12 protein-coding genes and 1 pseudogene are annotated in these 14215 nt (G+C 40.7%); 5 read left to right on the plus strand and 8 right to left on the minus strand.

What is annotated here, in order from left to right:
* Window positions 1-29: 29 nt before the first annotated feature.
* The 3 genes and pseudogenes from HNR31_RS11085 to HNR31_RS11095 form a co-directional block, all read right to left on the minus strand.
* A complete protein-coding gene (locus tag HNR31_RS11085) occupies window positions 30-2282 on the minus strand; it encodes a DEAD/DEAH box helicase (RefSeq protein ID WP_181556295.1) in 2253 nt (750 codons plus the stop codon).
* Window positions 2283-2610: 328 nt separating this feature from the next.
* Window positions 2611-3974: pseudogene (locus HNR31_RS11090) on the minus strand (aldehyde dehydrogenase).
* Complete coding sequence (locus HNR31_RS11095; RefSeq protein ID WP_181556296.1) at window positions 3964-4557, minus strand: TetR/AcrR family transcriptional regulator; 594 nt, start codon at window positions 4555-4557, stop codon at window positions 3964-3966. The pseudogene HNR31_RS11090 and the gene HNR31_RS11095 overlap by 11 nt, the downstream one beginning before the upstream one ends.
* 161 nt (window positions 4558-4718) lie before the next feature.
* Here HNR31_RS11095 and HNR31_RS11100 point away from each other — a divergent pair, with 161 nt between their 5' ends.
* Together HNR31_RS11100 and HNR31_RS11105 are read left to right on the plus strand one after the other, a co-directional pair.
* Window positions 4719-5606, plus strand: a complete 888-nt coding sequence (locus HNR31_RS11100; protein WP_181556297.1) for an ABC transporter ATP-binding protein — start codon at window positions 4719-4721, stop codon at window positions 5604-5606.
* Window positions 5603-6409, plus strand: coding sequence for an ABC transporter permease subunit (locus HNR31_RS11105; protein ID WP_181556298.1), 807 nt, complete (start codon window positions 5603-5605; stop codon window positions 6407-6409). Before HNR31_RS11100 ends, HNR31_RS11105 begins: the two co-directional genes overlap by 4 nt.
* Before the next feature lie 88 nt (window positions 6410-6497).
* Here HNR31_RS11105 and HNR31_RS11110 read toward each other — a convergent pair whose 3' ends face one another.
* On the minus strand, window positions 6498-7136 hold the full coding sequence (locus tag HNR31_RS11110) for a Bax inhibitor-1/YccA family protein (RefSeq protein WP_220129497.1): 639 nt from the start codon (window positions 7134-7136) through the stop codon (window positions 6498-6500).
* Window positions 7137-7799: 663 nt separating this feature from the next.
* Entirely contained in the window at window positions 7800-8723 is a 924-nt protein-coding gene (gene cysK, locus HNR31_RS11115) for a cysteine synthase A (protein ID WP_181556300.1), read from the minus strand.
* Between the two features lie 146 nt (window positions 8724-8869).
* Here cysK and HNR31_RS11120 point away from each other — a divergent pair, with 146 nt between their 5' ends.
* The gene (locus HNR31_RS11120) at window positions 8870-9043 is read left to right on the plus strand and encodes a hypothetical protein (protein ID WP_181556301.1); all 174 of its coding nucleotides are present in this window, start codon (window positions 8870-8872) and stop codon (window positions 9041-9043) included.
* 246 nt (window positions 9044-9289) lie between these two features.
* Here the strand turns inward: HNR31_RS11120 and HNR31_RS11125 are convergent, their stop codons facing one another.
* Genes HNR31_RS11125 through HNR31_RS11135 form a run of 3 tightly spaced genes read right to left on the minus strand, consistent with a single transcriptional unit; the run spans window position 9290 to window position 12347 of the window.
* Entirely contained in the window at window positions 9290-10696 is a 1407-nt protein-coding gene (locus tag HNR31_RS11125; RefSeq protein ID WP_181556302.1) for a sensor histidine kinase, read from the minus strand.
* A gap of 3 nt (window positions 10697-10699) precedes the next feature.
* A complete protein-coding gene (locus tag HNR31_RS11130; protein WP_181556303.1) occupies window positions 10700-11374 on the minus strand; it encodes a response regulator transcription factor in 675 nt (224 codons plus the stop codon).
* The gene (locus tag HNR31_RS11135; RefSeq protein ID WP_181556304.1) at window positions 11346-12347 is read right to left on the minus strand and encodes a YncE family protein; all 1002 of its coding nucleotides are present in this window, start codon (window positions 12345-12347) and stop codon (window positions 11346-11348) included. The genes HNR31_RS11130 and HNR31_RS11135 overlap by 29 nt, the downstream gene beginning before the upstream one ends.
* A 219-nt stretch (window positions 12348-12566) precedes the next feature.
* Between HNR31_RS11135 and HNR31_RS11140 the strand changes: the two genes are divergently transcribed.
* Entirely contained in the window at window positions 12567-13688 is a 1122-nt protein-coding gene (locus HNR31_RS11140; RefSeq protein ID WP_181556305.1) for a histidine kinase N-terminal domain-containing protein, read from the plus strand.
* 41 nt (window positions 13689-13729) lie between these two features.
* A complete protein-coding gene (locus HNR31_RS11145) occupies window positions 13730-14095 on the plus strand; it encodes a hypothetical protein (protein ID WP_181556306.1) in 366 nt (121 codons plus the stop codon).
* The last annotated feature ends 120 nt before the right edge of the window (window positions 14096-14215 follow it).

Consider the following 14215-nt stretch of genomic DNA (forward strand, 5'->3'; position numbering starts at 1 on the left):
GGTATAGCACAAACACACATATTGCTCTTTTATACAAGCTTATCCAAAAACGCTAAAATGGTTTGCTTAATATTATCAGTTGCTTCTTCTATAACCCCAATGCAGGAAGGGCATCCCTTATCGCATGGACAGCTTTCAATCACTTTTTTAACTTCCCTCATGATTTCATCATAACGCTTAAACACTTCTTCTGATAACCCAATACCGCCCGGATAGCGGTCATACAAAAAGATCGTTGGCAAACCAGAATGAGCTGCTTTGATTTGCGGTACGACATGTACATCTCCACGATCACACATGACAAATACAGGAACTAAATTACTTAAAACATTCGAAATTCCCATTAGCACTTGTTCTATCGTTTGAGTACCTAAAGGAAATACATCTTCGGAAAAATCAATCCATGTAGAACTAGTATGCAGTTCCTCTTCAGGTAAATGGATCGGGCCGGAGCCTATATTTTCGAACGTGCTTAACTTGATCTTCTTGAATATCGTCGGAAGAGCGTTTACAGTAACATCACCATAATGTAAACGCACAAAATTCCTTTCCTCTGCTTTATCTTCCTCGAGAACCTTTAGTTGGACAGCGAGGTTTGCATCAGTGAAATATTCTACATTCACTTCCCTTACATACGCTTTTTTCTCTTCCCAATCCAGCTTCTCTACTTGATACTGCACACCTTCATGAAGGTAAATCGCTTCCTCATGCAATAGAGTCATCGCACTAAAACGGTCCATTTCCCCTATCACTTTATGATTTGCAGTATTCGAAATATCAATAATGACCACATTTTCCTGCGATGCTGAACGTAAACTAATATTATGCGCTGGAAACGATTCGTTCATCCAATGCCATTTCCCACCACTGTAGTGAAGCACTCGTTGCTCAGCAAGAAATTCCATGATTTCATCAACTTCGATATGACCGAATTTTTCCCCTTTGCGAAAGGGTAATTCATATGCTGCACATTTCAAATGATCAACAAGAATAATTAAATTATCCGGATTAATTCGCGCCGATTCCGGGGAGCGATTAAAAAAGTACTCAGGATGCTGTACAATATATTGGTCCATGGGGGCAGAACTCGCCACCATAATAATGAGCGAATCTCCATGTCTTCGCCCAGCCCGTCCAGCTTGTTGCCATGTACTGGCGACCGTTCCCGGATATCCTGTCATAATACATACTTGAAGTTGTCCAATATCGACTCCAAGCTCTAAGGCATTTGTGCTAACGACTCCTATAATCTCGCCACTCCGCAAGCCTTTTTCAATTTCTCGCCTCTGTTTTGGCAAATACCCGCCACGGTAACCACGAATCGTTTTAGGGCCTAGCTCATCCTTAACAAGTTCCTGAATATGGCTCAAAATGACTTCTACACGCACACGGCTACGCGCAAAAACAATGGTCTGGACATGATTTTTCAAAAATTCTTTGGCGAGGTGATTGACCTCTACTGTGGCGCTTTTCCGAATGTTTAACGGCTTGTTTATTACAGGTGGGTTATAGAAAACAAAATGCTTCCGCCCTCTAGGAGCCCCATTATTATCAATAAGAGCCATCGGTTCTCCGGTTAAATTTTCTGCAAGCTCTTTTGGATTGGCAATTGTTGCTGATGTGCAAATAAACTGAGGATTGCTTCCATAAAAGCGACAAATGCGTTTTAAGCGCCTAATCACATTGGCAACATGACTCCCAAATACCCCGCGATACGTGTGAAGCTCATCAATCACCACATATTTTAGATTTTCAAATAATGATACCCATTTTGTATGATGCGGTAAAATCGCAGAATGAAGCATATCTGGATTTGTAATAACAATATGGCCTGCCTTACGAATTTTTTGGCGGATACTTGGTGCTGTATCTCCATCATACGTATAACTATTAATTGGAATTCCAATTTCCTCAATAATTTCGTTTAACTCACTTTTTTGATCTTGCGCAAGTGCTTTTGTCGGGAATAAGTAAAGCGCTCGGCTGTTCTCATCTTCAGCAATCGCCTGCAGAACTGGCAAGTTATAACAAAGAGTCTTCCCAGAAGCCGTTGGGGTAACTGCTACAATATTTTTCCCTTCTTGAATCGCTTCGTAAGCAGAATATTGATGCGTATAAAGTGCAGCAATTCCTCTTTGTTCTAAGGCTTTTCGAAGACGTTGATCGATCGTGTCCGGCATAGGAACCGTTTTCGCCTCTTGTGGTTCAATTTCATACCAATATATGACATTTGGATTACCTCTCAATTCTTCTATCAATTCAGAAAGGCTTTTTTTCTTCATCATTTCCTCACCTCATTCAATCCAACTCTTATTTTAATCAAAAATCTATCATGCTTTCTATAAAAATAATATTATCCCCCGTTATAACACCGGGATCAGCCGGAGGGTTATTTTCGGATTATGCGGTGAGAACATGGTTTAGTTTGTTTTTAGGCAAAGCTCATATTAGTCCCTTAATGAATAAAACATTTGAAGAAAGCGCTGATGGGCAAAAGAACGGCTGTGAGTATCACCCGACAATCCCTAAGAGATGTTTCCATCTATCGGTTTCCTCATTCAAGGGTGTCTTCTTCCCTCTAAAACAAAGTGAGCCCAACTTTTTTCCATACTATTTTAACAACCGCTTCATCCATTTTAACGCATTCGGATGATTCGGGTACCGAATTGACAAATCTAACGCTGTCGTTTGTTTCAGAACGCTTTTATAATGGGAAAATGCATCAAAACTCGCCTTTCCATGATAAGCGCCAAACCCGCTTTGACCAACGCCGCCAAACGGTAAGTATGGTGTTGCAATATTCATAAGCGTATCGTTAATGCAGCCACCGCCAAAGCTCACGCGCTCGATTATGTGTTGTTGAACGCGGTGATTTTCGGAAAATATATACAAAGCAAGCGGCTTTTCATAACGATGAATGCTCGCAATCGCTTCATCAATGGACGTAAAAGCAAATACAGGTAAAATCGGTCCGAAAATTTCTTCTTGCATGATTGGATCATCCCATGAGACCCCTTCGATGATGGTCGGTTCGATCCATCGCTGTTCGATCTCATATCGTCCACCGTGTACGATCGTTCCTTGGTGCAAAAAAGAAACCAGCCGTTTTGTGTGACGTTCGCTCACGATTTTCGCATAATGCTCGCTTGTTTCTGGCTGTTCTCCGTAAAACTCCCGAATATAATGCTTCATCTTTTCAAGAAGCTGCTCTTTTACCGCTTCGTGCACCAATAAATAATCAGGGGCGATACACGTCTGCCCAGCATTCGCGAACTTTCCCCAAACCAGCCGTTTTGCTGCCCGTTCAAGGTTCGCCGTTTCATCGACAATCGCAGGACTCTTTCCCCCTAATTCAAGCGTTAGCGGAGTGAGATGTCGACTCGCCGCTTCCATCACGATTTTTCCAACCGGAACGCTTCCGGTGAAAAAAATATGATCAAAGCGCAACTTTAATAGTTCCGTACTGACGTCAACTCCCCCTTCCACGACCGCCACATACTGCTCATCAAACGCCTTAGAAATGATTTTTTTCAAAAGTGCCGACATCTTCGGCGTATACTCTGATGGCTTCACAATTGCACAATTTCCTGCAGCGATGGCCCCACTAACGGAGCGATTGCAAGCTGAAACGGATAATTCCAAGGAGCGATAATGAGGCTCACTCCATATGGTTCCGGGTAAAGAAAACTTTTCGCCCCCAAATGTGTCAGCGGCGTTTTTACCCGCTTCGGCTTTGTCCATTTTCGCAAATGCTTCATCATAAAGCGGATTTCCTTATATACGAAACCAATTTCCATGCTATATGCTTCAAGCGGTGATTTTCGCAATTCCTCATACAATGTTTCCATGATTTGTTCTTCGTATGATTCAATTGTCTCTTTTAGCTTTTTCAGCTGCTTTAGGCGAAATTTAACACTCGTCGTTTCTCCGGTGCGAAAATATTGTTGTTGCTTGGCTAGGAGTTCAGCACTCATGACAGTCCGCCCCCTTCACCCCATAGAAAAATAAACGAGCAAGTTCTTCCGTAAACCGTTCATCATACAAAGATGGATGGAGTCGATCCCCCATTTCTCTCCATATTTTTAAATAAAATAACAGTGTGTCGATCGAAATATTCGGGGCGATTTCTCGTTTTTGTTGTGCCTCCTTGACCATTTCGATAAACAGCGGAATGATCCGGGTTTGATATAAAGATTCTACGACGTTCCGAATTTGTTCATCTTCTTTCATCAAGTTTTGAAAAAGATCTACACGAATTTGTCGAATCGCCCTTTTCTTTTCGAAAATAATATATTCGACTTTTTCTTGAAATGGACGGTCCGCTTTTAAAAATTGTTCACGTTGCTCCACTTGCTCAATGAGATATTCAATGATGACTTCTCTGATCAGCTGTTCCTTACTGTGAAAATGATTGTAAATCGTCACTTGCGACACATTTGCTTTTTTGGCAATATCGCTGATTTTAATATTTTTCGGATCTGTATCTTTTAACATTTCTAAAGTCGCTCGTTTAATATCTTGTTTTTTTCTTTCTGTCCGCTTGGCAAAGCCGCTCATCGTACCACCTTCCTCCTTTTTATACTTCTATTATGACATTTAATGAAATAATTATAAATAAATATTTCAAAACTCATTGACGATGAAATAATAAAAGCGTATGATGAAAAATGAAATATCCATCATAAAAAATTTCATTTTCACCTCGGAGGTGGAACATTATGATTCAACTGCAAGGATTAACAAAAGTTTTTCCGAATGGCAAAGGAATTTTTGATATCACCTTTACTGTCGAAAAAGGTGAAGTGTTTGGTTTTTTAGGACCAAACGGTGCAGGCAAATCAACAACCATTAGACATTTAATGGGCTTTATGAAGCCGACAAAAGGGACGGCATCAATTAACAATTTCAATTGTTGGAACGAAGCATCCTCGGTTCAGAAACATATAGGATACTTGCCCGGTGAAATCTCGTTCCTCGAAGGAATGACAGGATTCGAATTTTTAAACTTACTAGCTGGAATGCGCGGAATGAAAAACTTCAAATACCGCGATGAACTTATCGAAAGACTTCAATTTGATGTTCACACGCCAATACGAAAAATGTCAAAAGGAATGAAGCAAAAAGTTGGAATCGTTGCCGCGTTTATGCACGATCCCGAAGTGATTATTCTTGACGAGCCGACATCCGGTCTCGATCCGCTTATGCAACAAACGTTTATTGAGATTGTTCTTGAAGAAAAGAAAAAAGGAAAGACGTTTTTCATGTCATCGCATAGTTTTCCTGAGATTGAAAGAACATGCGACCGGGCTGCCATTATCAAAGATGGGCGAATCATTGCCGTGAAAAATATTCACGAACTTCAATCGATGCAACGAAAACTATTTGATGTCGTCTTAACATCTGAGTCAGAGGTTCAAGATCTTTTGCAATCACCATTAGACATTATCAGCCATAACGGCAATCGTGTGCGGATCGCTGTGCAAGGAAATTATGATACATTTATCCGCGAACTTGCCAAATACAACGTTCAAAGTATGGATGTGCATGTGCAAAGTCTGGAAGACATCTTTATGAATTATTACGATCGGCGAGGTGATGAGCGATGAATTTCGCCTTATACAAGCAAATGCTAAAAGTTCATGGCAAAACCATATTGAGTTACTCCATCGGCTCTGCCTTTTATCTGTTATTAATTGTCGGGATATATCCGTCCATTGCCGATTCACAAGCAATGGAAAAGTTATTAAAACAAATGCCAGAGCAATGGCTCAAAGCATTTGGCTTGAATACCGGCATGGGAAATCTGACCGAATTTGTCGCCGGAGAATATTATAGCTTACTTTTCATTTTAATCCTTTCGATTTACTGCATCATGACAGCCAATCAGCTCATGGCGCGGTTAATCGATCGCGGTTCGATAGCGTATTTGCTTGCAACGCCGAATTCCCGGCAAAAAATCGCTTTTACCCAAGCACTTGTCCTTTTAACAGGTATAGTAACAATTGTTTTTATCACAACAATAGCTGGAATCGCTGGTGCCGAGTGGCTCGTTTCCGACTACTCACTTGATCGCTCGTTATTTATCCAAATGAATCTTGTTGGTCTTCTACTATTTTTTTCCATCAGTGGCTATTCTTTCTTCTTTTCAGCCATTGTCAATGACGAAAAACAGGCATTGTCTTTATCAGCAGGTGTCACTTTCTTATTCTACTGTTTCGATTTAGTCGGTAAATTGGCTGAGAAAGTAGAATGGCTAAGAAACATCTCTCTATTTGCGACGTTTCAGCCAGCAGAAATTGCTCAAGGAAATGCAGATCTTCTTCCTGTATGCATTCTTTTATTTGCGTTAGGTATGATCAGCTATATAATGGCCATCCTTATCTTTTCGAAGCGCGATTTAGCGATCTGACTTCTTGCAATCAAATAGCTTGTGTACAATGAAAAAGGACTGTTCCCTAACCAATAGAGGAAACAGTCCTTTTTGTATAAAGGTTCGATCAATCTTCATCGCTTGCGAAAAAACGTAAAATGTAAGTAAATAAGTTAATAAAATCGAGATAGATATTGACGACAATCATCGGAATGTCCGCTTCAGAAAATCCGTAACGTGCTAACCGATTGATGTCGTAAATCGTAAATCCAAGAAAAATCAAAATCCCTAATGCGGAAATGCCCATTTGCCCGACACTAGAAAACGGAATAAAAAATTGAATGAGGAGTAAGCCGAGTAAAGCAAATGCTCCCATCATTAAAAAGCTGCCAAGAAAGGAGAAGTCCTCTTTCGTTTTCGCTGCATAAAGCGCTACTCCCGTAAAGGATACAACCGCTAATGCAAACCCTTTTAACACCGCAGCCGCGCCAATGATCGCAATATACTGTGCAATGAGCGGAAATAACGTCGCACCAGAAACAAACATAAAACTATACATAAGTGGATAGCCGACTGCTCTTTTGCTTCTTGCGAATATCATCACAATCAATAAAATCAATTCTAGTACGAGGAGTGGAAAGTACATTATTGCGGGAATCCATTGACCGACGTATAATCCCCCTGTAGCTACCGCTAATGCAGCCAAAAACGTAAACACTAATTTCGCAATTGGACTCGATGAATACGTTGATGAATAATTCACCATTCATTCCCCCTTTTTTACTCAGTTTATCATATTGCGGCTTATTGGTCATTGGTTTGTTGGATCTTTTTTGTTATAAAAGAAGAAAAATGAAATGTCTAATTGGATATCAACGTGATTATAAATCGGCTATCGAAAACTCTGCCGTTACTGAACCGTTTTTTTACTCTATGCTAATCCAAAAAGAAGCTTAAAGTGGAGTAGCATTTTTATAAACGTTTTTTTCTTTAGGAACAATATTGAGGTAATTCCTTTTTACGTATCAACTAAAAAGGCTGTAGATCGTTATTTTTGCTAGCTGTCGTCATTGGAAATATTCCTTGTTATATCTTTGTCAAGCGAGATTTTTTTCGTATCCGCACCGTATTTTCCCCTGTGTTTCTAACTACCATTGACAACAATGATACTTACTTTTCCATTCGTCGTATTGATCGGTGTTTATTACAACCTGAAAGATTGACTGTGAAAAATTCCATTTTACATGGCCATTATCCACGGAATGCTTTTGAAACCTTTGCATTCATCCGTACACAAATGACTCGATACGAATACAAATGGGATTTTTAGTTACGCTAGACCATTCTCTACAAAAAGGAAGCAAGATATACATACATATCTGATACGATAAAAAGCTCGCGATCATGCGAGCTTTTTGACATTTAGAAATTAATCCGCAAATAAATCCGAAGACAAATATCGCTCCCCGGAATCTGGGGCCATACAAAGAACACGTGCTTCCTTAGGAAGGCGTTTGGCTACTTCGATGGCGTAATAGGCTGCGGCACCTGCTGAAGCGCCAACGAGAATTCCTTCCTCGGCAGCAAGACGGCGCGACATCATTTGCGCATCTTCATCCTTAATTAAAAAAATGTCATCGTAAATATTACGATTTAATATTTTCGGAATAAAACCTGGACCGGTTCCGGGAATTTTATGCGGGCCCGGTTTTCCACCTGACAACACAGGCGAGCCATATGGTTCGACAACATAAATTCGTAAGTAGGGAATATGTTTCTTCAATTCCTCTCCTGTTCCCGTTACCGTTCCGCCCGTACCGGCTGTTAAGACAAACGCATCGAGCTTCCCATCAAACGCCTCCAAAATTTCTATCGCTGTACTGTGACGGTGCGCATCCGGATTAGCCGCATTCTCAAATTGCATCGGGATAAAACTATTCGGAATTTGCGCAGCAAGCCGATTTGCTTCATCAATCGCTCCTTGCATGCGCAGCTCAGCTGGAGTCAAATACACTTCTGCCCCATACGCTTTTAAAATTTTAACCCGCTCCACTGTCGCATTATCCGGCATCGTAATGATGCATCGGTAGCCTTTTGCAGCACATACCATCGCCAGACCAATTCCGGTATTCCCTGAAGTCGGCTCAATAATCGTGCTTTTTCCGGGAATAATCTTTCCTGCCATTTCGGCCCGGCGAATCATATTGAGCGCAGCCCTGTCTTTGACACTTCCTCCCGGATTAAAAAATTCCAATTTTATATATACATCTGCTCCATGCGGGTCAGGAATTCGGTTTAGTTTTACAACCGGCGTATTCCCGATTAAATCTAGGATTGATTCGTATCGTTTCATCGGCATCTCCAACCTTTATTCGCTCATTCTTATTTGATTATATGACTTTCATCATTTCCTTTCAATGCTTCACACATTTGTCATCATTATCGTATTCGGCACACATCTTGCCTTTATCATGAAGCATTAGAAATGGGAGGAAGACTATGAAAAAGTACATTTTATCCTTTTTTATCGAAACAGGAGCAGGTTTATTATTAACGGAGCGGTGGCTCATGGGGGCATTAACCATCACTCGCATCATCGTGATGGACATGGCGAACATATTTCCATGTTCGATGCCGTGGAAAAAGCCGGTGAAACATGTGCTTTCGACTTAAATGATGTAGGGGGTCACGAATCATGGAATGTACATCGTCAAACTGAACGACGAAAAAGAAACAATCGTAACTATTGCTTCAGATGGTACGCAATGAGTAAAGAAGCAAACAAGCTCACCTCGATTAGCATTTGGACGGGTATTTTCTTAGCGGCAAAAATGCTGCGCGCATAATCGAAAAAGAAACAGAAACAATAGCCGCCTAAAAATCAAGAGGACCTCCCCTCACGGTCCGTCCCCTTTTCGTTTATTCTGTCCATATAGGCAGATGAATGAAAACAGCTGTCCCTTTCCCTTCCTCACTTGAAAACGACACCGTTCCGCCATGAAGGTAAATAATTTGCTTGACAATCGCTAATCCTAATCCCGTTCCTCCTTCTTTTCTTGTCCGCGCCTCATCAACGCGGAAAAATCTTTGACCAAGGAATGGAAGTTTCTCTTTCGGAATACCTTTCCCTGAATCACGAATCATCAGCTGACAATGGCGAGGATCGGTTTGCTCAAGCTGCACATGAATCGTTCCACCGTTTGGCGTATAGCGAATTGCGTTATCCAGAAGATTATGGATGACTTGTTCTATTCGGTCACCATCACCTTCAATGATAATGTCCGGGTTTAAATCCGTCGTCAGAGACAATTGTTTTTCGCACAAAAATGGTTCATACTTAGCTAATGTATCTTCAATCACTTGGGAAAACACAAGAGGAACTTTCCGCAGCGGAACACTTTTTCCTTCCAGCTGTGCTAAATCGAGCAAGTCGCGGACAAGCCGCTCCATTCGGCTCGCTTCACGGTGAATCAATCTTACATACTTCTCTTCATCGTCTTTCGTTTTCACCATTCCTTCAAGAATGGCTTCACTATATCCTTTGACATAACTTAATGGCGTTCGCAACTCATGAGAGACATTCGCTAAAAATTCCCGCTTTCTCATATCTTCTTCATCAATCGATCTAGCCATCACGTTGAAGGCTTTTGCTAACCTTCCCACTTCATCATCCGTACGAATCGGAATTTGTGCTTTATAATCCCCTTGTGACATTTTGTACGCCACTTCTTCCATTTCTTTTAACGGTCCGGCGATGTGACGAGCCATTCTTTTTCCCACAGCAAGCAACATCACTACAAACACGAGCGCCAGCGGAATCCAAATATCAGCGACTTCTTTTGTCATATCTTGAATGCTCGCTAGAGGAATATAGAGATAAAGCCCCCCTTCTAACCGATGTTCATCTAAAAGCGGAACAATGATGCCCATAATTTTGTGGCCAAATCGCTTTTCATAACCGATCTTTGTTACAATGTCACCGTTTAACAGTTTGGCGCGGTCTGACTCGCTAATTAACGAATCGTAATCAATTTGAAACGGCAAACACGCGCTTAATTCTCGCGGGTTATTGACTAACAACACTTCCGCTGTCGATTTTTCATTATACCATTCCACTTGCTTTCGATAACTTGCTGTAATCGGTCCGCCGTGATAATCGCCCGCTAAGTTTTTCCCTTCTTCAATTAATGTCTGCTCAACTTTATCTACATATAATTTTTGATAAAAATAATTTAAAAGAAAATAAGAAAACGATACGGTGACAATTACACCCATACTAATCGTAAGCCAAATTTTTTGCATTAATGTCATCGACCTTGGTCGCATTCGTTACACCTCAAACTTATAGCCAATTCCCCATACCGTTTTAATGAAATGGCTTCCTTGCTTTAACTTGATGCGCAATGTTTTAATATGCGTATCGACTGTTCTTGCATTGCCTGTATAATCATATCCCCATACGCGTACAAGCAAATCATCCCGGCTGAATACTTGTCCATGATGTTTGGCAAGAAAAAGAAGTAAGTCAAATTCTTTTAACGTTAACACGATTGTTTCTCCATCCACTGTTACTTTTCTTCCTTTTTCATCAATGCAAAGCGGTCCGAAAGAAAGTCCTCCGTTTCGATGCTTCTCCTGATATACACGCCGCATGACCGCTTCAATTCGGGCAATGAGCTCACCTGGGCTAAACGGTTTAACAATGTAATCATCCCCGCCAAGCTTTAATCCCTTTACTTTGTCCCATTCATCTCCTCTTGCTGTTAAAAACAGCACCGGCACATCAGATTGTTCGCGAATGCGCGCGCACAACGTAAACCCGTCCATCTTCGGCATCATAATATCAAGCAAAATCAAATCCACTTGTTCTCTCCTTATGATTTGCAATGCCTCTTCACCGTCTTTTGCCTGCAAACAAGCAAATCCTGAATTTTCTAAGTACATGCTCACTAAAAATCGCATATCTTCCTCGTCGTCAACGATTAACACTGTTTTCTTTTCCAAGCACATCCTCTCCTCGAATAAGTAATTGAAACGGTCCTTTTCCGGTTTTCCAGCGGGCGACGATTCGTAATGTGCGCTCATCTATCACATAAATCTCATCACTATCATAGCTAGCGACATATAAACGCCCATTTGCTCCTATCATCGTGAAAGGGTTCGCTCCAACGGTTAATGAAGCCTCTTGTTGCCCCGATTTGCTCCATTTTCGAACCATGTTCGAGCCATGGCTTAATCCAAAAACGCCTTCGTTTGTTTCCACAAAATTCACTGGCATATCTGGGGCGTCAATTAATTTCAAAAGCTTACCGGTTTTTAATGAATACACGTGTATTTTTGTTTCGACCGTACTGCCGCTGCCATGACCCCCAACCCAAAGCTCTTGTTCATGTTCGCGAAGCAATCCCCCGAATACAAATTTCGGAACGGAGAATGTATCCATCACTTGCCGCTTGTCCACATCGATGACATAGGCTTTTTCATCATAAAAATCGATGACATATAACCTCGTTCCTGTACTATTTTGCAGCAACGTAAGCGGCTGACTCCCGACTTTGATTTCACCGCTTTCCTTCCCGTTCATTTGAAACATTCGTATCGCTTTTCGCCGCCCATCAGCAAGAAAAATACGGTTTCCATCGTTCGAAACAAGAGCGCTCACAATTCCTTTTCCTGTCTTCCACTCGTTTTTCAGCTTTCCGGTCACTACATCGTATACATACACTCTGTCCAATTCGTCTCCATACAATAGCAACGTATTTCCATCGGGAAACAGTGCCCCGCCTTTCACAGGTTGCTTCAAGTTCCATTGCGCTACTGTAGTTCCTTTGTACAAATCGAAAAATGTAACGCTTCCATCTTTTACATTCACGCTAATCAACGTTTCTATCTGTCGCGAAATGGAGGGGAGCGTCTCGCTTTCACACCCTGCTAATAACACACAAAAACTAACGATTAACGCACAAACGAGTCTCATAATTTCCCCCTTTTTTTCAAAAACAAGTTGATTATAAACGAATATTGTGAAAGATTTGTGAAGTATTGTTAACTTTTCACGTGACTCCTATATAAAAAATATTATTTTGCTTCTATTCATGTTTTTCTTTTATCATTTATAATAAGAAATAAGAAACCAACTACATATGACTGTATCACAGAACCATTGTCACGGTGAATAGAAAACGGGGTGAATTGCTTGAAATCCTCTGTCAAAAAATTGATCGAATTTTTAGAACAGAATCTCTCCCATTTTCTCCAACATTGGAAAAATCATATGTATATCGCCAATCATGATAAATATATTGGCTACGTCGAACATAATGGATTGGCCGTGTTTCAATTAGTCAAAACAGCGATGGGACGCCGCTTATGCATCGACGAAATCCAGCAATTAGCTTACAAAATTGCGAAAGAACGAGCAGAGGCGAATATTAATATTGGGGACTTTGTTTATAACACCAATCTCGGACGGAGTTTGGTCATTAAATACTCGCTCCAATCCGGCCTGCCGATTGAGGAATTGCAACCACTTATCGATGATATTAATTATTTGTTCGATCACTTTTCGTTTTATGCGGTTACGAAATATACGGAGTTAAAAGAAGCGGAACTGCAAGAAAAAAACTTATTGATTACTCAGTCTCACAAAGATCGCTTAACACTTCTTGGACAAATGTCTTCGAGCTTTGTTCACGAATTTCGCAATCCGCTCACCTCGATTATGGGATTTATTCAACTATTGAAATTTGAACACCCAGATTTAAAGTATCTCGATATCATCGAACATGAGCTCGAACAGTTAAAATTTCGAATTTCCCAGTTCCTTCATGCATCGAGAAAAGATATTTTAGAAAGTGAAAAAGAAACCTTTTTTCTGTACGAACTATTCGAGGAAATTATTGAATTTTTATATCCAAGCTTTGTCGATGGAGATGCTGAAGTATCAACAGCGATTGACAAAAATATAAGAGTATTCGCCTATAAAGATCAATTGCGGCAAGTATTTATCAACATTTTGCTGAACTCCATTGAAGCGGTAAAAGAAAAACCAAAGCCACGACGAATTCACATTTGTGCATCTGTCTCAGGAAATTTCACTCACATTCACATTTCCAACAACGGCCCAGCTATCCCACCAGAAATTGTAAAAACTATTTTTGAACCATTTTTTACGACAAAAAAATTGGGGACAGGAATTGGTCTTTATGTTTGTAAGAAAATTATCGAAAAGCATGGAGGGCATATCACGTGTACCTCCAATGAACAAGCGACTTCTTTCTCGATTTCCTTGCCGCTCGAAAAAAAGAGAATCGTATAAATATGACCAAGCCATACTAAGAATAAAAAAAGGTGAGCGAAATGTTTGAAACGTGGAAAGAATGGATGAAACAAGCAACAACAGCGATTACCGATTGGCTACAACAAGAAAAACGATCCTTTTCTGATATTGCGAAGTTAATTCAACAACATTCGGACACTTGGGTGACGGAACGCACATGGCTTGGTTTAACATACCGATTCTATTTTCTCAAAATAGGCAACACAACATTGTCGATGGAAACAAGACTGATCGGCGAGGAAACGAAAAAAGAACACATTTTGTTCATCTGTATTTCTTCGGCTCATGCCTCTCCGATGGTCTATCGCTCCTACGATGAAAAAAGCAGTCTTGACAACATTGTAAAAGTCCCGCCTCTTCTTACACAAAACGCCGCCCCCATGTAACAACGGGGCGGCGTTTCCATCATCCTTTCATTCCATGTAACCATTCCTTATAGCATTCAGGGCATAACACTTCCTCTCGTTCTTCGTTAGAAGTGTAAAAAGAAACATAGTGCATTTTTG

It is taken from the genome of Thermaerobacillus caldiproteolyticus, assembly GCF_013761245.1.
Lineage (GTDB): Bacteria > Bacillota > Bacilli > Bacillales > Anoxybacillaceae > Thermaerobacillus > Thermaerobacillus caldiproteolyticus.

What these genes read in the sequence shown, in the direction of transcription:
- HNR31_RS11085 (WP_181556295.1), bottom strand. Translation starts at nt 2,282, where the DNA reads ATGAAGAAAAAAAGCCTTTCTGAATTGATAGAAGAATTGAGAGGTAAT.
- HNR31_RS11095 (WP_181556296.1), bottom strand. Translation starts at nt 4,557, where the DNA reads ATGAGCGGCTTTGCCAAGCGGACAGAAAGAAAAAAACAAGATATTAAA.
- HNR31_RS11100 (WP_181556297.1), top strand. Translation starts at nt 4,719, where the DNA reads ATGATTCAACTGCAAGGATTAACAAAAGTTTTTCCGAATGGCAAAGGA.
- HNR31_RS11105 (WP_181556298.1), top strand. Translation starts at nt 5,603, where the DNA reads ATGAATTTCGCCTTATACAAGCAAATGCTAAAAGTTCATGGCAAAACC.
- HNR31_RS11110 (WP_220129497.1), bottom strand. Translation starts at nt 7,136, where the DNA reads ATGGTGAATTATTCATCAACGTATTCATCGAGTCCAATTGCGAAATTA.
- cysK (WP_181556300.1), bottom strand. Translation starts at nt 8,723, where the DNA reads ATGAAACGATACGAATCAATCCTAGATTTAATCGGGAATACGCCGGTT.
- HNR31_RS11120 (WP_181556301.1), top strand. Translation starts at nt 8,870, where the DNA reads ATGAAAAAGTACATTTTATCCTTTTTTATCGAAACAGGAGCAGGTTTA.
- HNR31_RS11125 (WP_181556302.1), bottom strand. Translation starts at nt 10,696, where the DNA reads ATGCGACCAAGGTCGATGACATTAATGCAAAAAATTTGGCTTACGATT.
- HNR31_RS11135 (WP_181556304.1), bottom strand. Translation starts at nt 12,347, where the DNA reads ATGAGACTCGTTTGTGCGTTAATCGTTAGTTTTTGTGTGTTATTAGCA.
- HNR31_RS11145 (WP_181556306.1), top strand. Translation starts at nt 13,730, where the DNA reads ATGTTTGAAACGTGGAAAGAATGGATGAAACAAGCAACAACAGCGATT.